Genomic DNA, 17784 nt, shown 5'->3' with positions numbered 1-17784 from the left:
GTTCGCCATGACACGCTGGTACGAGGGCCCGCTGGCCGCATTCGACACGGAGACCACCGGGGTGGACGTCGAGCAGGACCGGATCGTGTCCGCCGCGCTCGTCGTGCAGGAGTGTGCGGGCGGCCGGGTCCGCACCACGCGCTGGCTGGTCAATCCGGGCATCCCGGTGCCCCGGGGCGCCACGGAAGTGCACGGCCTGACCGACGAGCACCTCCAGCGCAACGGCCGTTGGCCGGCGCCGGTGGTGGAGGAGATAGCCCGTTCGCTCGGTGAGCAGCGCCTGGCGGGCCGTCCGCTGGTGGTGATGAACGCGCCGTTCGACCTGACGCTGCTGGACCGGGAGTTGCGCAGGCACCGGGCGTCCTCGCTGGCGCGGTACCTGGACGACCGGCCGCTGACGGTGCTGGACCCGCGGGTGCTGGACAAGCACCTGGACCGCTACCGCAAGGGCCGCCGCACCCTGGGCGACCTGTGCGCGCACTACGGGATAGAGCTGGAGGGCGCGCACGACGCGGCGGCGGACGCGCTGGCCTCGCTGGAGCTCGTACGGGCGCTCGGGCGCCGGTTCGCGGGCCGGCTGGAGCGGCTGACACCGGCGGAACTGCACACGCTCCAGGCGGTGTGGCACGCGGCGCAGGCGCGCGGGCTCCAGGCCTGGTTCGCCCGCCAGGGCACCCCGGAACCGGTGGACCCGCACTGGCCGCTGCGTCCGGAGGTCCCGGCAGCGGCCTGAACAGGGGCCGCAAACGCGGAAGGCCGGTCCGTCTTGCGACGGACCGGCCTGTCCCGGTGGGCGATACTGGGATCGAACCAGTGACCCCTTCGGTGTGAACGAAGTGCTCTCCCGCTGAGCTAATCGCCCGGAACGGGTTGAACAATACAAGAGCCCCGGGGTTTCGTTCAAACCGCTTCCGGCCGGGCCGCCAGCCGCGCCGCGAGGGCCCGCCGTCCGGCGCGCATCATGAGGGTGTGGTTGAGACGGAACAGGGGCCGCCCGGGCACCGCGAGGCGGCGCAGCAGCGGGCGGCACACCTCGGCCTCCTGTTCGTACAAGGCGCGCGTGCGGGACCCACGTGGGCGTACGGTCCAGCGCGCCCATCCTTCGAGGTCCCCGCTCAGCGCGACCTCCAGCACACCGCGGGCGGGATCGCGGAGCAACTCGGCGGCGGTGACGCGCAGCGCGTACGGGAGCACCGAGCGGATGACGGCGGTACCGGTGCGTCCGTCGGCGCCGTCGGACTCGAAGCGGCGGACCTGCGGCCACCAGAGCGGATAGTCCGCGGCTCGCTCCAGGGCGCGGTAGACGGCCGCCGGCGGGGCGTCGAGGTCCCAGACACTGCGGAAGCGGAAGCGGTGCGATCGGTGCCGGAGGCTGCGGTCCATGCCCCGAGCCTGCCCCGGGCGCGGGCGGGCCATCCCCCGCCGCCCGCCCGATGCCCCCTGGGGCGGGCTCCCGGGGCCCCTGACGCCCCCGCGACTCCCAGGTGACGGACGGGACCGGCGGCCCGCCGGGAGGTCGCGAGAACGCCGCACGGGCGGGCGCGCACGACAAAGGCCCGGAGACTCTTCACGAGTCTCCGGGCCTTTGATCCGGTGGGCGATACTGGGTTCGAACCAGTGACCCCTTCGGTGTGAACGAAGTGCTCTCCCACTGAGCTAATCGCCCGGACGCACCGCAAACATTACCGCATGTCAGCGGCGCTCTACGCCATCAGGTGCCGATCACTGGTCCTTGATGTTCCACGGCAGCATGAAGCCGTACTTCCACAGGTAGAAGCCGATCAGCGCGGCCGCCACGGCGAGGCCCACGCCGGTCAGGATGAGGTTGCGGCGGCGGACCCTGGGGTCCATGGCCTTCTGGGCGGCCTCGGCGACCTTGCGCTTCGTCCAGCGCAGCACCACCTGGGCCCAGGCGAACTCGGTGCCCCAGATGAACAGGCCCGCGAAGATCGCGACCCAGCCCGGGCCGGGCAGGACGAGCATCGCGACGCCCGCGGCGATCACGGCCAGGCCGACGACGAACACCCCGACCTGCCAGCTCAGGTGCAGGCTGCGGTTGGCCTTGACGAAGGCGGGCGCCCTCGACACGTGCGGCTCGGCTGCGGAATCCGTTCCGCCCTGCGCGGACTCGTTGGTCTCGCGGTCACTCCCCGTATTCATGGGTCGAATCTACCGGAGGTGAAACGCGGGCCGGAAGCACACGGGATCGGCCGTTTGGATCCGCCGTACGAGGGACCCAGAGGTCCGCAAAACGGTCAGAGGGGTTTACAACGCCACCGTAGGTGGCATGTCGATTTCGCCGACGTGCGAATCCCCGAGCGCACACTGAGCGAAAGGCCCTGGCGCTTATGAACACCACGGTCAGCTGCGAGCTGCACCTGCGCCTCGTTGTGTCGAGCGAGTCCTCACTGCCTGTTCCCGCGGGCCTGCGGTATGACACGGCCGATCCCTACGCCGTGCACGCCACCTTCCACACCGGCGCCGAGGAGACGGTCGAATGGGTATTCGCCCGCGACCTCCTCGCGGAGGGTCTCCACCGGCCCACCGGCACCGGCGACGTCCGCGTCTGGCCGTCCCGCAGCCACGGTCAGGGAGTCGTCTGCATCGCCCTCAGCTCTCCGGAAGGAGAAGCACTGCTCGAAGCACCCGCCCGAGCCCTTGAGTCGTTCCTCAAGCGGACGGACGCCGCGGTCCCACCCGGGACCGAACACCGGCACTTCGACCTCGACAAGGAGCTCTCCCACATCCTGGCCGAAAGCTGACCCAGGACGAGTGCTCCTCCCGGCAGCGGCCGGGGGGCCACCCGACACCGTCCGACTCGGGGCGACGGTGCGGGAGCGACAACCACATGTGGCAGTGCCGGCGCTGTTCTCGCGGAAGCCAACCGCGGGAGCGGCGCCGCCGTGCGTCGCGGGAGCGGTCGCACCTCCCGGTGGCGGCCGGGGGCGGCTAGAGTCGGCCCCCAACGCGGCAGAGACCGATCGCCGCAGGCCCGGCCTCCAGGGAGACCCCGTGCAGATCCCCCACGACACCCGTCGCGCGCTCGACGTCGTCGTCGCGCTGGTGAACACCGCGGCCGAGCCCGGCAGGCCCGACGGACTGTCCGACGTGGGCGCGCTGCGGGGTTTCGTCCAGGAGTACGCGATCAGCGACGTGGGTGAGCTCGGCGCCCGCGACCTCGCCGGGGTACGCACCGTCCGCGAGAAGTTCGCGCAGACCTTCGCCGCCCCGAACCCGCGTGCGGCGGCCGCACTGATCAACGAGCTGGTGGCCACGGCCGGCACCACCCCGCGGCTGACCGATCACGACGGCTACGACTGGCACGTGCACTACTTCGCGCCGGGCGCCTCGGTGGGCGACCACCTGGCGGCGGACGGCGGCATGGCACTGGCGTTCATCGTCGTCTCGGGGGAGCAGGAGCGGCTGCGCCGGTGCGAGGCCCCCGACTGCCGACGGGCCTTCGTCGACCTCTCCCGCAACCGTTCTCGGCGCTACTGCGACAGCCGGACCTGCGGGAACCGGCTGCACGTGGCCGCGTACCGGGCGCGCCGCAAGGAGGCGGACACGCACGGCTCAGAGCAGGAAGAGGTCGTGTACGGCGGCGAGCAGCAGCAGGGTTCCGATCACCGCTAGGAAGATCATCAGGGGCGGCTGGGACAGCGCGAAGAGGCAGCCGCGGGCTTCTTCGGCGGGGGTGTGAGCCGGCGGCTCACCAGGTGATGTGTCCGGCATGTCGGGCCGATGATCGCCCAGTGCGCCCTGATCCGTCCCTCAACACGCCAGTGGCGTGGCGGGAGTTCGCCCTTTTCCGTGACGGGGCGGGGCCGCCGGCGCGGTGGCCGGTCCCCGCCGTCAGATGCCGTGCTTCTTGAGGATCGCCTCGATGTCGGAAAAGTCGTCCGCCGGGGCGGCGGCCCGCTCCGGCGCCGGCCGGGGGCGGGAGCCCGCGCCGAGGGAGGGCGCGGAGGCGTCGGGGGCGACGGCGTCCCGGGCGGAACGGCCCCCGGCCGCCTTGGGCTCCTTCTGCTTCGGCGGCCGGCCGAGCGCGCGGCGCTCGACGGCCCGGGCGGCCAGCAGCAGCGCCCACGCCACTCCCAGCAGCCCGAAGCCGATCCAGACGGACGGCTTGAACACCATCCCCGCGATCCACTCCACGACCCCGGTCAGCACCAGCGCGACCGGCACCAGCGCGTACGCGGCGATGCGCGTCGCGGCGCGGAAACGCCTGCGGTACGCGGTCACCGCGGCGATTCCCAGGCCCGCCGCGGACACCGCGGAACAAATGGTCTCGGCGAGCATGCTGTCCTCCAGGATCCGACGGGGCCGGGCGGGGAGCGGTGCTCCGTCCCCGTCCATCGTGCACCGGCCGACGGCGCGGGGGCCACGCCCCGGGCGTTCCCCGGGCCGAATTCCGGGACATCTCGGGGTCGGGCCTCCTCCGCAGGTCCCGGTCGGTGCGGCGAACGGCGGGCTGGGAGACTGGGGGCATGACCGATTCCCACTCCCCCGACTCCGCCTCCGCCTCCGCGCCCGCCGCCCCCGTCGTCCTGGAGGTGTGGTGCGAGCTCCAGTGCCCGGACTGCCACGGCGCGCTGGAAGACGTACGCGCCCTGCGCGCCCGCTACGGCGACCGGCTGGACATCGTGCTGCGGCACTTCCCGCTGGAGAAGCACAAGCACGCCTTCGCCGCGGCCCAGGCCGCCGAGGAGGCCGCGGAGCAGGGGCAGGGCTGGCCGTACGCCGAGGCGGTACTGGCCCGCACCGCCGAGCTCGGCGAGCGCGGGGAAGCGGTACTGCTCGACGTGGCGCGCGAACTCGGCCTGGACGTGGAGGAGTTCGACACCGCCCTGGTCGACGGACGGCACATCCTGATCGTCGACGCCGACCAGGCCGAGGGCAAGGCGATCGGCGTGACCGGCACCCCGACGTACGTGATCGGCGGCGAGCGCCTCGACGGCGGCAAGAGCCAGGAGGGCCTGCGCGCCCGCATCGAGGAGATCACCGACCGGCTGCTCGCGGGTTGAGGGACCGGAGGCCAGGGGCGGCCGGCTACAGCAGGTCCTTGGCGTAGTTGAGGTTCGTGGGCCAATAGCCGAGGGACTCGTACAGCCGCAGCGCCGGGGTGTTCGTGGTGAAGACCTGGAGGGCGACCGTCCGGTGGCCCGCCGCCAGGGCCTCGCGTTCCGCGAGCAGCATCAGCGCACGGCCGTGGCCGCGGCCGCGGTGCCCCTCGGCGACCTCCACCTCGAAGACGTAGGCGCCCTCGCCGTGCGCGGCGAGCCACAGGTGGCCCACGGGGGCGCCGGCCGCTTCGAGGACGGCGAGGGTGACGCCCGCGGTGTCCGGGCCGTCCGGGAAACGGGCCGCGTGGTCGGCGACCGCCCTCGCGTGCGCGTCGCGCTCCGGCATGCCGCGGGCGGCCAGTTCCGCCGCGTAGCCGGCCGGAGCCGCCGTCGACCACGCCGCGTACTCGTCCCGCGTCATCGGGCGGGAGGTGACGCCCTGCGGCAGGGCGGGCGGCTCGGCCGGGAGCTGCTTGGCCATGTTCCGGCTGTACTCGGTGTACCCGAGGGTCTCGGCCAGCCGAAGCCCGCCCGGGGACCCCGCGGGGACCGAGACCCGAACCCGCCGGCAGCCCCAGCCCCGCAGCACCTCCTCGGCGGCGAGGGCGGCGACGGTGGCGCGGCCCCGGCGGCGGTCCGGCGGGTCGATGACGAGACCGCCGATCTCGCCGACCTGGGGCCCGAACGCGGTTCCGGCGCGGATCAGCAGCTCTCCGACGCGCCTGCTGTTGACGCGTACCTCGTACGGGCGCGACCGCGCGCCCCCCTCGCCCTGCTGGAGCGGCCCGCTCGGCCGCAGTGTGGTGGTCATCGTCGAGTTCTACCCTCCGCACGCCCGCCGCGACAGGGCGTGCGGGGCGCAGGAACCCTGCCCGGCGGGCTGCTGCCCGGCCGGCTCCTGAGGGGCGGACCCCTGCGAGGCGGGCTGCTACGGATCGAGGTCGGAGCCCGCGCGCTCGTCGAAGATCCGCATGGCCTTGGCGGTGACGGGCCCCGGTGCGGCGCTCAGGTCGCGGCCGTCGATGCGGTGGACCGCCTGGACGTCGCGCAGGGTGGAGGTGAGGAAGACCTCGTCGGCGCGCTCCAGTGCGTCGAGGGGCAGGTCGGTCTCCTTCGCGCCGGTCCACTCCACCGCGAGGGCCCGGGTGATGCCCGCCAGGCAGCCCGAGGCGAGGGGCGGGGTGTGCAGTTCCCCGTCCAGGACGACGAACACGTTGGAGCCGGTGCCCTCGCAGAGCTGCCCCACGGTGTTCGCGAAGAGGGCCTCGGAGGCCCCCGCCGCGTGGGCCCGGGCGAGCGCGACCACGTTCTCGGCGTACGAGGTGGTCTTGAGGCCGGCCAGCGCCGACCGCTCGTTGCGGACCCAGGGCACGGTGACCACGGCGGTCGTGTCGGGGCGCCGGGTGGTCTCGCCCACGGCGACGACCAGGGTGGGGCCGGTCTTGCCGCGCTCGGAGCCCAGCGGGGAGACGCCGCCCGTGTAGGTGATGCGGAGCCGGCCGAGCGGCATCGGGTTGGCTTCGAGCACGGCGGCGCAGGCCCGGCGCACCTCGTCCAGGTCGGGGTCGGGCAGTCCGAGGCCGCGCGCCGAGCGGGTCAGCCGGTCCAGGTGGCGGGTGAGCGCGAACACGGTCCCGTCCTGCGCCTTGAGCGTCTCGAAGAGGCCGTCGCCCACGGTCAGCCCGTGGTCCAGTACGGACACCTTCGCCGCGTCAGCGTCCCGCAGCTCTCCATTGAGCCAGATCCTCACCGAACGGTCCCTTCACTCAGCCCATGTGCACCGTGTGCCTCATGCGGCTCGCGTGCCTCGTACGTCTCGTGCGTCCCCGACGCTACCGCGAGCAGCCGGGCCGCCTTCAGCTCGGTCTCGGCCCACTCCCGCTCCGGGTCCGAGCCCCAGGTGATCCCGGCGCCGGTGCCGAACCGCAGGCGGGGGCCGCCGGGCACCTCGCGGTCGATCCAGAAGGTGCGGATGCCGACGGCGAGCTCGGCGGTGCCCCGGTCGGCGTCGACCCATCCGATGCCCCCGCAGTAGGGGCCGCGCGGGGCCGTCTCCAGGGCCTCGATGATCCGCAGGGCCGAGGACTTGGGGGCCCCGGTGACGGAGCCGGGCGGGAAGGTGGCCCCCAGCAGCTGCGGCCAGCCCGAGTCCTCGGCCAGCTGCCCGCTGACGGTGGAGACGAGGTGGACCAGGCCGGGGTGCTCCTCGACGGCGCACAGCTCGGGGACGGCGACCGAGCCCGGCACGCAGACGCGGCCGAGGTCGTTGCGCACCAGGTCCACGATCATCACGTTCTCGGCGTGGTCCTTGGGGAGCAGGTCGGCGACGGTACGGCCGGTCCCCTTGATGGGCCCGGACTCCACGTGCCGGCCGCTGCGGCGCAGGAACAGTTCGGGGGAGGCGGTGGCGATCTCGACGCCGTGGGCGGGGAGCCGAATCGTTCCTGCATAGGGCGCGGGGTTGCCGCGCGCGAGCAGGGCGGTGAGGGCGTCGACGTCCGCCCGGGCCGGGTCGGGCAGCGGCGCCGACATCACGCGGCAGAGGTTGGCCTGGTAGACCTCGCCCCGGGCGATGTGCTCGCGGATGCGGCGTACGCCCGCCACGTAGGCCGCGCGGTCGAGCGAGGAGGTCCACTGGTGGGCGGCCGGGCCGTGCCAGGCGCCGGGGGCGGGCGCCGGGACGGGGTCGGGACGTACGTCCCCGAAGCGCGCGCACACCAGACGGCCCTCGAAGTCGGCGGCCACCGCCCAGAAGCCGGTGGAGTCCAGGGCGGAGGGGTCGCTGGTGACGTCGCGGAGGTCGGTCGCGAGGCGGCCGCCGAAGCGGGCCATGGGAGGCAGGTCGTGCACGGCTGCGAGTCTATGACCGGTGACGGGATGGCGCCGGAGAGGTGACGGCGGGGTGACCGGCGGTGATCGGGCGGCAGCACGCTGCGGAAACGCGTTTTTGAGCTGGCCCGGGAATCCGCTAGAGTTCAACACGTCGCCAGGGAGCGAAGGGGAACACCCCGGAGCGAGCACGGCGACCTGCGGACGTAGCTCAGTTGGTAGAGCACCACCTTGCCAAGGTGGATGTCGCGAGTTCGAGTCTCGTCGTCCGCTCGAAGTGGGGGGTCTTCCCGAGAACCCCCGCAGCTCCTGGTGGAGTGGCCGAGAGGCGAGGCAACGGCCTGCAAAGCCGTCTACACGGGTTCAAATCCCGTCTCCACCTCCAAGGACGATTAGCTCAGCGGGAGAGCGCTTCCCTGACACGGAAGAGGTCACTGGTTCAATCCCAGTATCGTCCACTGGTCCGCGAGGACCACCCGCGCGATTAGCTCAGCGGGAGAGCGCTTCCCTGACACGGAAGAGGTCACTGGTTCAATCCCAGTATCGCGCACGCAGCACCGGTAACACCTGCTCCACCTGCGGCTTTCGAGCCGTGATCCCGCGCGATTAGCTCAGCGGGAGAGCGCTTCCCTGACACGGAAGAGGTCACTGGTTCAATCCCAGTATCGCGCACCACCGGGAAAGCCCCGGCCGTATCCACGGTCGGGGCTTTTCGCGTTGCGCCCGGCGCCGTGCGCGAGGAAGCGGACGTCTCGCCGCACGAGCGGGCGCGGAAAAGGGGCGGGCGCGAACAGGGGCGGGCGTGAAAAAGGGTGCTGCCCGTCCGACTCCCCAGTCGTACGGGCAGCACCCTTCACCTGCCGTCCGTCGCGCCCCCGTCCCCACGGGGTACGACAGGGCGATGTCCCGGCCCGGACCGCTCTTCCGGGCCTGGAGCGCCGCTCAGCGCCCCAGCACCGCGCCCACGGACGACGCCTGTGCCGCCACCTGCTCGAAGCCTCCGAAGACGAAGAGCAGGAGGACGGCCAGGGGGAGCACCATGGCCGCGGCCACCAGCGGGTGGCGCGTACCGGACTCGTGGCTGTTGAACGCGAATGCCTTGCGCCCCTGCCGTGCGGAGTCCGCCATGGTCCTCTCCCTGTCGTCTGGCAGCGGCGGGCTCGTGACCTCGGGGGACGAGTGTGCCGCCCGCCGCTTGTTCCCAACACTAGGCGGGCCCGGGGGCCCTGGCCTCATGCCCTCGTACCCATTGCCGGGCCTCCGGGAGGATGAGGGACCGCCCTCCCGTGTACTCCCCAGGGTGGAGATCACTCCCCCGGTATGGGGGTCTCCCCGGAAGGGATGACCGGAGGGTAGTGACTTCGCTCACTTCCGTCACTCCCCGCACACGCGTGTCTTCCTACGAGGTGTGCGCGCGCGCAGTGGCGGCCGCCGGGCCGGCCGTGCGCCCGGAGACCGCCGCGGATACCGTCCGCGGGGCCAATCGCCTTGGTGCGGGGGCCGTTTGGAGGTCTGCGGTGGGGGCGCCAGAAAACCCGTCGGACCATCTGAGCCACCCTCAAGTGGCGTGCCCCGTACTGACGATCGATTGCCCCGGCGAGGGCGCGGCCTCTGAGCGCACATGCCGGATGGTCCGTAAGCTGTGGCACGTCAACAGGACGACCGGGCAGCGGGGTGGACATGGCGATGATGCGGCTCCGGCGCGAGGACCCGCGTGTCGTCGGCTCGTTCAGGCTGCACCGGCGGCTCGGGGCCGGCGGCATGGGCGTCGTCTACCTGGGGTCCGACCGGCGCGGGCAACGGGTGGCGCTGAAGGTGATCCGGCCGGACCTGGCGGAGGACCAGGAGTTCCGCTCGCGCTTCGCGCGCGAGGTGTCCGCCGCGCGCCGGATCCGCGGGGGCTGCACGGCCCGGCTGGTCGCCGCCGATCTGGAGGCCGAGCGGCCGTGGTTCGCGACCCAGTACGTGCCCGGCCCGTCCCTGCACGACAAGGTGGCCGAGGAGGGCCCGCTGACGGCCGCTCAGATCGCCGCGATCGGGGCCGCGCTGTCGGAGGGCCTGGTGGCCGTCCACGAGGCCGGGGTCGTCCACCGCGACCTCAAGCCCTCGAACATCCTGCTCTCCCCCAAGGGCCCGCGGATCATCGACTTCGGGATCGCCTGGGCGACCGGGGCCAGCACCCTCACCCATGTGGGCACGGCGGTCGGCTCCCCCGGCTTCCTCGCCCCCGAACAGGTGCGCGGCGCTGCCGTCACCCCCGCGACCGACGTGTTCGCCCTCGGCGCCACCCTCGCCTACGCGGCGACCGCCGACTCGCCCTTCGGGCACGGCAGTTCCGAGGTCATGCTCTACCGCGTGGTGCACGAGGAGCCCCACTTGCAGGGGGTCCCGGACGCCCTCGCGCCCCTCGTACGGGCCTGCCTGGCCAAAGACCCCGAGGACCGGCCGAGCACGCTCCAGCTGTCGATGCGGCTCAAGGAGATCGCGGCCCGCGAGGCCCACGGGCTGGGCGAGGTGCGGCCGCCGGCTCAGCGCGCCCGTACCGAGCGGCCCACGGGCCGGCTGGCGGAGCAGTACACCGAACAGCACACGGAGCGGCGTACGGGAGGGGGAGGCGGCGCGGGCGGCGCCACCCCGAGGCCGCAGGGCCCGCACAGCGGCTCCCAGTCGCGCCCCTCGTCGCCCCGCAACCCCGGCTCCACCGCCGGGCGTACGGGCGGCCGCCCGGCGCCCCGGACGACCGGCACGGGCCGCCGGCCTTCCCGGCCCGATCCGAAGCTGATGCGGCAGCGGCTGATCGTGTTCGTCGTGGTCACCCTGATCGTCGCCCTGGGCATCGCCGCCGCGCAGAAGCTCTGAGGGCCGGGGCGCGGCCCCGGAGCGGGCCTACGCCGACGGCGGCCGGGTCGCGTAGAAGGCCACCGCCGAGGCCGCGGCCACGTTGAGGGAGTCGATGCCCTCCGCCATGGGGATGCGGACCCACTCGTCGGCGGCCCGCAGCGCGTACGTCGACAGGCCGTGGCCCTCGGAGCCCAGCATGATCGCCGAGCGTTCGAAGCGCTCCGGCGGGACCTGGTCCAGGGGGGTCGCCTTGGGGCTGGGCGTCATGGCGAGGATCCGGTAGCCGGCCTCACGGACCTTCTCCAGGTCGGCCGGCCACTGGTCGAGGCGCGCGTAGGGGACGGAGAAGACCGAGCCCATCGAGACCTTGATCGCGCGCCGGTACAGGGGGTCCGCGCAGTCAGGGGAGAGCAGTATCGCGCTGATGCCGAGCGCCGCCGCGCTGCGGAACGCGGCGCCCAGGTTGGCGTGGTCCACGAAGCCCTCGAAGACGCCGATGCGGCGGCCCTCGGACTCGTCGGCCAGCAGTTCGTCCGGCGCCGGAAGGGGCTTGCGCTGCATCGACGCGAGGGCGCCGCGGTGCACGTGGTAGCCGGTGACCCGTTCGGCGAGCTCGGGCGTGACGGCGTAGACGGGGGCCGGGAGTTCGTCGATGACGTCGCGCATGACGTCGACCCACTTCGCGGACAGCAGCATCGAACGCATCTCGTAGCCGGCGTCCTTGGCGCGGCGGATGACCTTCTCGCCCTCGGCGATGAAGAGCCCTTCGGCGGGCTCGCGCCTGCGCCGCAGTTCGACGTCGGTCAGGCCCGTGTAGTCGCGCAGGCGCGGGTCGTCGGGGTCTTCGACGGTGATGAGATCAGCCACAGGGTGATACTGCCTTGTCCTGGGTGTGGTGCCAACGGCCCGGTCAGGCCGGCGGAGGTGGTCAGGCCTTGGGGGCGTTGACGGCGACGACCGCGCCGATGACGATGACGGCCGGCGGGCGGACCTCCTGCGCGCGCACCGTCTCCCCGACCGTGGCCAAGGTGGCGTCCACGCGGCGCTGGGTCGCGGTGGTGCCTTCCTGGACGACGGCGACGGGGGTGTCGGAGGGCCGGCCGTGGCGGACCAGCGCGTCGGCGATCAGGCCGATCTTGTCCACGCCCATCAGGATGACGAGGGTGCCGGTCAGCTTGGCGAGGGAGGCCCAGTCCACGAGGGACCGCGGGTCGTCGGGGCCGACGTGGCCGCTGACGACGGTGAACTCGTGGGCGACGCCCCGGTGCGTGACCGGGATGCCGGCCGCGCCGGGCACCGAGATGGAGCTGGAGATGCCGGGCACGACGGTGCAGGGGATTCCGGCTTCGGCGAGGGCCTGGAGCTCCTCCATGCCGCGACCGAAGACGTACGGGTCGCCGCCCTTGAGCCGGACCACGGCCTTGCCGGCCTTGGCGTGCTCGATGAGGGCGTTGTTGATGGCCTCCTGGGCCATGAAACGGCCGTACGGGATCTTCGCCGCGTCGATGACCTCTACGTGCGGCGGGAGTTCGTCGAGGAGGTCGCGCGGGCCGAGCCGGTCGGCGATGACGACGTCCGCCTCGGCGAGCAGGCGCCGGCCGCGGACGGTGATCAGGTCGGGGTCGCCGGGGCCGCCGCCGACGAGGGCGACGCCGGGGGTGCGGGTGCGGGCCGCGGTGAGGGAGCCGTCGCGCAGCCCCTCGACGACGGCGTCGCGCACCGCGGCGGAGCGGCGGGGGTCGTTGCCGCTCAGGACCGCGACGGTGACCCCCTCGACGCGCCCGGTGGCCGGGGTCCAGGCGGTGGCCGCCTCGGCGTCGTCGGCCCGTACGCACCACACGCGGTTGCTCTCGGCCTCGGCGGAGGCGCGGTCGTTGGCCTCGCGGTCCCGGGTGGCGATGAGGGCGTACCAGGCGCCGGCCAGGTCGCCGTCCTCGTAGCGGCGGCGCTCCCAGCGGATCTCGCCGGTCTCGGCCATGGCGTCCACGGAGGGGGTGGCCGAGGGCGAGACGAGCAGGACGTCGGCCCCGGCCGCGATCAGCGCGGGCAGGCGGCGCTGGGCGACCTGGCCGCCGCCGATGACGACGACGCGGCGGCCGGCGAGGCGCAGACCGACGGGGTACGCGGGGTGTTCGGCCATGGCGGTGCGGCTCCTGATACGGCGGTGTGTCTGCCGCTGCTGCGCTGGAGCGGCTGGTCGGGGTGTGCGGGTCCACGATACGACCCGTGGCGTCCGCCGCTGCGCGGGCCGGGATCTGCGCGGCAGAACCCGGCCCCGCCGGCGATCGAGGCGCGGAGTCCGGGGCGGAGCCCCGGTTCCGCAAGGGGCGGGGCGGGGCTTCGCGCAGCGGTTCGGGCGGCTACTTCTCGGTGACGCCGGCCGAGTCGAAGGTGGCGACCTCGTGCATCGCGCGGGCCGCGCTCTGCACCAGCGGCAGCGCCAGCAGCGCTCCGGTGCCCTCGCCGAGGCGGAGGTCCAGGTCCACCAGCGGCCGCAGACCGAGCTTGTTCAGGGCCGCCACGTGCCCCGGCTCCGCGCTGCGGTGGCCCGCGATGCACGCCGAAAGGGACTCGGGGGCGATGGCCCGGGCCACGAGCGCGGCCGCGCCGGCGCTGACGCCGTCCAGGATCACCGGGGTGCGCAGGGACGCGCCGCCCAGTAGGAGGCCCACGATCGCCGCGTGCTCCAGGCCGCCGATGGCCGCGAGGACGCCGATCGGGTCCGCCGGGTCCGGCTGGTGGAGTTCCAGGGCGCGGCGGACGACCTCGACCTTGCGGGCGTGCGTCTCGTCGTTGATGCCCGTACCGCGGCCGGTGACCTCGGCGGGGTCCACTCCGGTGAACACGGAGATCAGCGCGGCCGACACCGTGGTGTTCGCGATGCCCATCTCGCCCGTGAGCAGGGCCTTGTTGCCCGCCGCGACCAGATCGCGGGCGGTCTCGATGCCCACCTCGATGGCCTGTACGGCCTCTTCGCGGGTCATCGCCGGGCCGGTGGAGAGGTCGGCCGTGCCGGGGCGGACCTTGCGGGGCAGGAGTCCGGGCGTGGCCGGGAGGTCCCCGGCGACGCCGACGTCGATCACGCAGACCTCGGCGCCCACCTGGTTGGCGAACGCGTTGCACACGGCTCCGCCGCCCAGGAAGTTGGCCACCATCTGGGTGGTGACCTCCTGGGGCCAGGGGGTGACGCCCTGGGCGTGCACCCCGTGGTCACCGGCGAAGATCGCGACGGCGGCGGGCTCCGGGATCGGCGGCGGGCATACCCGGGACAGGCCCGCCAGCTGGGCGGAGATGATCTCCAGCATGCCGAGCGCGCCCGCCGGCTTCGTCATGCGCTTCTGCCGCTCCCAGGCCTCGCCGAGCGCCTTCGCGTCGAGCGGGCGGATCTGGGCGACGGTCTCGGAGAGCAGGTCGTGCGGCTCCTCGCCGGGCAGCGCGCGGCGCCCGTACGTCTCCTCGTGCACGACCCAGGCCAGCGGCCGGCGCTGCGACCAGCCGGCCTGCGCCAGCTCGGGCTCCTCCGGGAACTCGTCGACGTAGCCGACGCACAGGTACGCGACGACTTCGAGGTGCTCGGGCAGGCCGAGCTCGCGGACCATCTCGCGCTCGTCGAAGAAGCTGACCCAGCCGACGCCGATGCCTTCGGCGCGGGCGGCGAGCCAGAGGTTCTCGACGGCGAGGGCCGAGGAGTACGGGGCCATCTGCGGCTGGGTGTGCCGGCCGAGGGTGTGGCGGCCGCCGCGGGTGGGGTCGGCGGTGACGACGATGTTCACCGGGGTGTCGAGGATGGCCTCGATCTTGAGTTCCTTGAACTGCTTCGCCCTGCCCTTGGGCAGCGACTTGGCGTAGGCCTCGCGCTGGCGCTGGGCGAGCTCGTGCATGGTCCGGCGGGTCTCGGCCGAACGGATGACGACGAAGTCCCAGGGCTGGGAGTGGCCGACGCTGGGCGCGGTGTGCGCGGCTTCCAGGACCCGGAGCAGGACGTCGTGCGGGATCGGGTCGGGGCGGAAGCCCTTGCGGATGTCGCGCCGCTCACGCATGACGCGCTGGATGGCCTCGCGGTCGGCCTCGGCGTAGGCGGGGGCCGGTTCGCCCGGCGCGGCGGCGGGCGCCAGGACCTCGGGGCCCTCGGGCAGTTCCGGGGCCCCGGCGGGCGCGGGGGCTTCGTCCACGGCCGGGAGGGGCTCGGCGGGCGCCTCCGCGGGGACCTGCGCCTCCGGCTCGACGGCGGGCTCCGCCACGGGCGCGGGCGCGGCCTCGGCGGGGACCGCGGCCGGCTCGGCCGGGGCGGCCTCCTCGGCGACGGGGGGCTCAGGTGCCCCGGCGGCGGCCGGGGCGGGTTCCGCGGCGGGGGCCTCGGCTACCGGGGCGGGTTCCGCGGGGGCCTGGGCCGGCTCGGGCTGCGGCTCGGGCTGAGCCTCGTGGACGGCTTCCGCCTGCGCGGGCTCAGCGGCGGGCGCGGGCTCCGCCTCGGCGGCGACCGGCTCCGGTTCGGCGACCGGTTCGAGCGGGGCCGTGGGCTCCGGCGCGGGCTGCGGCTGCGGTTCGGACACCGCGGCGTGCTCCGGGCCGGGCTGCGGCTGCGGCTCGGACACGGCGACGTGCTCCGGCGCGGGCTCCACTGCGGCGGCCGGCTCCACGGCCGGCTCCACCACGGGCTCGGCCACGGGGGCGGGCTCCACGGCGGCGGCGGGCTCCACGGCGGGCGCGGGCTCCGCCTCGGCGACGGCGACGGCCTCAGGGGCGGCGGCCCCCGCCACCGGCTCCGCCGTCCACGGCGTGCCGGTCTGCGGCGGGGTCTCGGCCTGCTGCGGTACGGCCGGGGCCGCGGCGGCCTCGGGGGCTTCCTCCGGCTGCGGGACGTCCAGGTACTCCGGGCCCGTGGTGGGCGGACCGGACCGGCGCGCGGGGATGGGCGTCACCGGCGCGGCCGCCGCCGGGGCGGTGGCGGGGCCCCGGTCCGCGAGGGACCGTACGAGCCCACCGGCCTCCGGTACGGCCGGGCCCATGTGCAGCGGGCGCCGGGCCGTGGCGACGGGGGCCGCCTGTGCCGCGGCCGGCGGCGGGACCACGAGGCCGCCGAGGTCGAGCGCGCCGGAGTCCCGGCCGCCCGCCTCGTGCGCGCCGGCGCTGTAGGCGGGCTCGGGCTGCGCGGGCGCGGGGTGAGCGGTCTCCGGGAGGCCGGGGTAGCCGTTGTCCGCGGCGGGGGTCTCGAACGGGGTCTGCGCGTACGGGGCCTCGGCGTAGACGCCGCCGGTCTCCTCCGTGTAGAGCGGCTGCGGGTACTCGGGGAACCCCTGCTGCGGTTCGACCGGGAAGACGGGAGCCGGCGGGACGGGCTGCGGGTCGCTCCAGGCGCCCTGGCCGCTCGGCATCAGCAGGAGTTCCTCGTCCTCCCCCTCGGCGGAGTCGTCCACGAGGTCCTGGAAGGCGTAGCCCGCCGGGGCCTGCGGGGGGACGGGGGGATGGGGCGGGACCTGAGCGGGGATGCCCTGCTGATCCACCATGCCCGCGTTGTCCGGGTGACCCTCGCCCGGGACCTGGCCGGTGTCAGTCATGCGTACCCCTCGCCCATCGGTGTTGCCTCTTCGATCGCCCGGTCGCCCACAGGGCCGCCGCGCGGAGTTGCCGTGCGGGGTTGCCGTGAGCCGCGTTCGCCTCGGGTGCGCCTGCACAACAACTACTGAGCATTGTCGCGCTCGTCAGCCGCCGTGTGGGCCATAAACCGGCACGGTCCGCTGTGGACTGCGCCACGTCCGGTCCTGCCCGGGGCGGTACGACGATCGGTCAGCCTACCCCGGGGCCGGAGCCGGGGCCTGCCGGGGCAGTTCGGGGCCGTTCGGCTGCCAGGAGGAACACGACGGAACGGTCCTGTTCGTCCCAGGTGCGGGGGTCGAGTCCGACGGACTGGAGGAGCGCGCATTCGACGGCGTACCCGTGTTCGGTGAGGGCGCGGCCGATGGCCTCCGCCTCGTCGCGGGTGGAGGCGTGGCTGACGATCCGTTCGGGCCGGCGGTCGGCGACGGCGGAGACCACCGGCGCTCCCCCGGCGCCGACGCGTACGACGTCGGGTTCGGGCAGGTCTTCGAGTACCAGGGGCGCGCGTCCGGCGACGACCTGGATCTGCACTCCGCGCGTGCGGGCGAGGGCCGTTACGCGTGCGCAGGCGCCCGGGTCGGCGTCGACCGCGATGACGGCGGCGCCGAACGCGGCGGCGTCCACGGCGAGTGCGCCGGAGCCGGCGCCGATGTCCCAGACGAGGTCGCCGGGGCGGGGGCCGAGGCGGGCCAGCTGTGCGGCGCGCAGCGTGGCCGACTCGCCTTCTCCGGTGCCGGGCTGCGGCCGGGCCCAGCCGCGTCCGGTGGTGCGGGCCGCGTTCTGGCCGAGCAGCCAGGCCGGTTCGGCCGCGGCGGAGACCTGGCCCCCGATGACGATGACGACGTTGGGGTCGCGCCAGCTGTGGTCGGCTGCCTTGTCGGAGGTGAGGACGGTGACCCGTTCGCCGGCGGTGCCCAGTTCCTCGCAGATGACGAAGGTGCGGTGGACCGGGCCGAGGAGCAGGGCGAGTTCGGCGGGGCCCGCGCCGGGCGAGGTGAGGACGGCGACCTTGGGGTGGGCCCGGCAGACGTTGACGGCGCGGCGCAGGGTGCGGGGGTGGGCGACGACCACCTGGGCGTCGTCCCAGGGCATCCCGGCGCGGGCGAAGGCGGCGGCGACGGAGGAGACGGCGGGGACCACTTCGACTTCGAGGCCGTACTCGGGTGCGCGCAGGGTGCGTACGACTCCGAAGAAGCCGGGGTCGCCGTCGGCGAAGACGACGGCGGTGCCGCGGTGGCCGGCGATCCGGCGGGCGGCGAGTCCGACGCTGCCGAGGCGGATGCGCTCGGCGGCGGGCGGCACCTCGGGCAGGGCGAGGTGGTGGGCGGCGCCGGCCACCAGGGTGGCGGCCGAGAGCGCGGACCGGGCGGCCGCGGTCAGCGCGGAGCCGTCCCAGCCGATCACCGTGACCCGGTCGGCCATCGTCGTCAGTCTCCTGGGGTGGGGGGAGGCG

At 74.3% G+C, this 17784-nt stretch carries 15 protein-coding genes, 7 tRNA genes and 1 pseudogene; 10 read left to right on the top strand and 13 right to left on the bottom strand.

Translation table 11 applies throughout. From position 1 onward, the window contains the following. The first annotated feature begins 7 nt into the window (after nucleotides 1-7). Complete coding sequence (locus tag ACIA6C_RS24890; RefSeq protein ID WP_361133584.1) at nucleotides 8-733, top strand: 3'-5' exonuclease; 726 nt, start codon at nucleotides 8-10, stop codon at nucleotides 731-733. Nucleotides 734-790: 57 nt separating this feature from the next. On the opposite strand, the gene ACIA6C_RS24885 is transcribed toward ACIA6C_RS24890, so the two are convergent. From ACIA6C_RS24885 to ACIA6C_RS24870, 4 genes are all read right to left on the bottom strand, one after another. Next, nucleotides 791-862, bottom strand: a tRNA-Val gene (locus ACIA6C_RS24885). Nucleotides 863-900: 38 nt separating this feature from the next. Next, nucleotides 901-1383 (bottom strand): SRPBCC family protein, encoded by a 483-nt coding sequence (locus ACIA6C_RS24880; protein ID WP_399279022.1) that lies wholly within the window; start codon nucleotides 1381-1383, stop codon nucleotides 901-903. 211 nt (nucleotides 1384-1594) lie between these two features. After that, nucleotides 1595-1666 (bottom strand) — tRNA-Val (locus tag ACIA6C_RS24875). 56 nt (nucleotides 1667-1722) lie between these two features. After that, the gene (locus ACIA6C_RS24870; protein ID WP_361133578.1) at nucleotides 1723-2160 is read right to left on the bottom strand and encodes a TIGR02611 family protein; all 438 of its coding nucleotides are present in this window, start codon (nucleotides 2158-2160) and stop codon (nucleotides 1723-1725) included. Nucleotides 2161-2348: 188 nt separating this feature from the next. Here ACIA6C_RS24870 and ACIA6C_RS24865 point away from each other — a divergent pair, with 188 nt between their 5' ends. Beyond that, nucleotides 2349-2762 (top strand): SsgA family sporulation/cell division regulator, encoded by a 414-nt coding sequence (locus ACIA6C_RS24865; RefSeq protein ID WP_030011909.1) that lies wholly within the window; start codon nucleotides 2349-2351, stop codon nucleotides 2760-2762. Between the two features lie 250 nt (nucleotides 2763-3012). Then, nucleotides 3013-3633 carry a CGNR zinc finger domain-containing protein gene (locus ACIA6C_RS24860; protein ID WP_361133574.1) on the top strand — a complete coding sequence of 207 codons (621 nt, stop codon included), beginning with the start codon at nucleotides 3013-3015 and terminating at the stop codon, nucleotides 3631-3633. 219 nt (nucleotides 3634-3852) lie between these two features. Here ACIA6C_RS24860 and ACIA6C_RS24855 read toward each other — a convergent pair whose 3' ends face one another. Continuing rightward, the gene (locus ACIA6C_RS24855) at nucleotides 3853-4299 is read right to left on the bottom strand and encodes a hypothetical protein (RefSeq protein WP_399279019.1); all 447 of its coding nucleotides are present in this window, start codon (nucleotides 4297-4299) and stop codon (nucleotides 3853-3855) included. A gap of 188 nt (nucleotides 4300-4487) precedes the next feature. Between ACIA6C_RS24855 and ACIA6C_RS24850 the strand changes: the two genes are divergently transcribed. Then, nucleotides 4488-5024 carry a DsbA family protein gene (locus tag ACIA6C_RS24850; RefSeq protein WP_399279017.1) on the top strand — a complete coding sequence of 179 codons (537 nt, stop codon included), beginning with the start codon at nucleotides 4488-4490 and terminating at the stop codon, nucleotides 5022-5024. 25 nt (nucleotides 5025-5049) lie between these two features. On the opposite strand, the gene ACIA6C_RS24845 is transcribed toward ACIA6C_RS24850, so the two are convergent. From ACIA6C_RS24845 to ACIA6C_RS24835, 3 genes are all read right to left on the bottom strand, one after another. Further along, entirely contained in the window at nucleotides 5050-5874 is an 825-nt protein-coding gene (locus ACIA6C_RS24845) for a GNAT family N-acetyltransferase (protein WP_399279015.1), read from the bottom strand. Between the two features lie 117 nt (nucleotides 5875-5991). Next, nucleotides 5992-6813: an aminotransferase class IV gene (locus tag ACIA6C_RS24840; RefSeq protein ID WP_399279013.1), complete on the bottom strand. Its 822-nt coding sequence runs from the start codon at nucleotides 6811-6813 to the stop codon at nucleotides 5992-5994. After that, entirely contained in the window at nucleotides 6810-7913 is a 1104-nt protein-coding gene (locus ACIA6C_RS24835) for a chorismate-binding protein (protein WP_399279011.1), read from the bottom strand. The genes ACIA6C_RS24840 and ACIA6C_RS24835 overlap by 4 nt, the downstream gene beginning before the upstream one ends. A gap of 179 nt (nucleotides 7914-8092) precedes the next feature. Here ACIA6C_RS24835 and ACIA6C_RS24830 point away from each other — a divergent pair. The 5 genes from ACIA6C_RS24830 (at nucleotide 8093) to ACIA6C_RS24810 (ending at nucleotide 8567) form a co-directional block, all read left to right on the top strand. Beyond that, nucleotides 8093-8165 (top strand) — tRNA-Gly (locus ACIA6C_RS24830). Between the two features lie 38 nt (nucleotides 8166-8203). Continuing rightward, a tRNA-Cys gene (locus ACIA6C_RS24825) sits at nucleotides 8204-8277 on the top strand. Nucleotide 8278: 1 nt separating this feature from the next. After that, nucleotides 8279-8350: transfer RNA gene (locus tag ACIA6C_RS24820), tRNA-Val, on the top strand. Nucleotides 8351-8370: 20 nt separating this feature from the next. Next, nucleotides 8371-8442: transfer RNA gene (locus ACIA6C_RS24815), tRNA-Val, on the top strand. Nucleotides 8443-8492: 50 nt separating this feature from the next. Continuing rightward, a tRNA-Val gene (locus tag ACIA6C_RS24810) sits at nucleotides 8493-8567 on the top strand. Nucleotides 8568-8834: 267 nt separating this feature from the next. Here the strand turns inward: ACIA6C_RS24810 and ACIA6C_RS24805 are convergent. Beyond that, nucleotides 8835-9020, bottom strand: coding sequence for a hypothetical protein (locus ACIA6C_RS24805; protein WP_361133556.1), 186 nt, complete (start codon nucleotides 9018-9020; stop codon nucleotides 8835-8837). Nucleotides 9021-9566: 546 nt separating this feature from the next. On the opposite strand from ACIA6C_RS24805, the pseudogene ACIA6C_RS24800 reads away from it, so the two are divergent. Continuing rightward, a pseudogene (locus tag ACIA6C_RS24800) lies at nucleotides 9567-10748 on the top strand (serine/threonine-protein kinase); the annotation flags it as partial. Nucleotides 10749-10778: 30 nt separating this feature from the next. Here the strand turns inward: ACIA6C_RS24800 and ACIA6C_RS24795 are convergent. The 4 genes from ACIA6C_RS24795 to cbiE form a co-directional block, all read right to left on the bottom strand. Then, the gene (locus ACIA6C_RS24795; protein WP_361133550.1) at nucleotides 10779-11600 is read right to left on the bottom strand and encodes an RNA methyltransferase; all 822 of its coding nucleotides are present in this window, start codon (nucleotides 11598-11600) and stop codon (nucleotides 10779-10781) included. 61 nt (nucleotides 11601-11661) lie between these two features. Continuing rightward, entirely contained in the window at nucleotides 11662-12873 is a 1212-nt protein-coding gene (gene cobA / locus ACIA6C_RS24790) for a uroporphyrinogen-III C-methyltransferase (RefSeq protein ID WP_399279009.1), read from the bottom strand. 220 nt (nucleotides 12874-13093) lie between these two features. Continuing rightward, nucleotides 13094-16291: a nicotinate-nucleotide--dimethylbenzimidazole phosphoribosyltransferase gene (gene cobT, locus ACIA6C_RS24785; RefSeq protein ID WP_399279007.1), complete on the bottom strand. Its 3198-nt coding sequence runs from the start codon at nucleotides 16289-16291 to the stop codon at nucleotides 13094-13096. Between the two features lie 229 nt (nucleotides 16292-16520). Continuing rightward, the gene (cbiE, locus tag ACIA6C_RS24780; RefSeq protein WP_399279005.1) at nucleotides 16521-17753 is read right to left on the bottom strand and encodes a precorrin-6y C5,15-methyltransferase (decarboxylating) subunit CbiE; all 1233 of its coding nucleotides are present in this window, start codon (nucleotides 17751-17753) and stop codon (nucleotides 16521-16523) included. Nucleotides 17754-17784 lie beyond the last annotated feature (31 nt).

The organism is Streptomyces sp. NPDC051578, assembly GCF_044454045.1.
In the GTDB taxonomy this organism is placed as follows: Bacteria; Actinomycetota; Actinomycetes; order Streptomycetales; family Streptomycetaceae; genus Streptomyces.
This window is presented reverse-complemented; position numbering and strand designations above follow the sequence as displayed.

Bases quoted from the DNA above. Each gene is read 5' to 3' on its own strand.
- ACIA6C_RS24880 (WP_399279022.1), bottom strand. From the start codon at position 1,383: ATGGACCGCAGCCTCCGGCACCGATCGCACCGCTTCCGCTTCCGCAGT.
- ACIA6C_RS24805 (WP_361133556.1), bottom strand. From the start codon at position 9,020: ATGGCGGACTCCGCACGGCAGGGGCGCAAGGCATTCGCGTTCAACAGC.
- cobT (WP_399279007.1), bottom strand. From the start codon at position 16,291: ATGACTGACACCGGCCAGGTCCCGGGCGAGGGTCACCCGGACAACGCG.
- ACIA6C_RS24865 (WP_030011909.1), top strand. From the start codon at position 2,349: ATGAACACCACGGTCAGCTGCGAGCTGCACCTGCGCCTCGTTGTGTCG.
- cobA (WP_399279009.1), bottom strand. From the start codon at position 12,873: ATGGCCGAACACCCCGCGTACCCCGTCGGTCTGCGCCTCGCCGGCCGC.
- ACIA6C_RS24870 (WP_361133578.1), bottom strand. From the start codon at position 2,160: ATGAATACGGGGAGTGACCGCGAGACCAACGAGTCCGCGCAGGGCGGA.
- ACIA6C_RS24850 (WP_399279017.1), top strand. From the start codon at position 4,488: ATGACCGATTCCCACTCCCCCGACTCCGCCTCCGCCTCCGCGCCCGCC.
- ACIA6C_RS24890 (WP_361133584.1), top strand. From the start codon at position 8: ATGACACGCTGGTACGAGGGCCCGCTGGCCGCATTCGACACGGAGACC.
- ACIA6C_RS24855 (WP_399279019.1), bottom strand. From the start codon at position 4,299: ATGCTCGCCGAGACCATTTGTTCCGCGGTGTCCGCGGCGGGCCTGGGA.
- cbiE (WP_399279005.1), bottom strand. From the start codon at position 17,753: ATGGCCGACCGGGTCACGGTGATCGGCTGGGACGGCTCCGCGCTGACC.
- ACIA6C_RS24845 (WP_399279015.1), bottom strand. From the start codon at position 5,874: ATGACCACCACACTGCGGCCGAGCGGGCCGCTCCAGCAGGGCGAGGGG.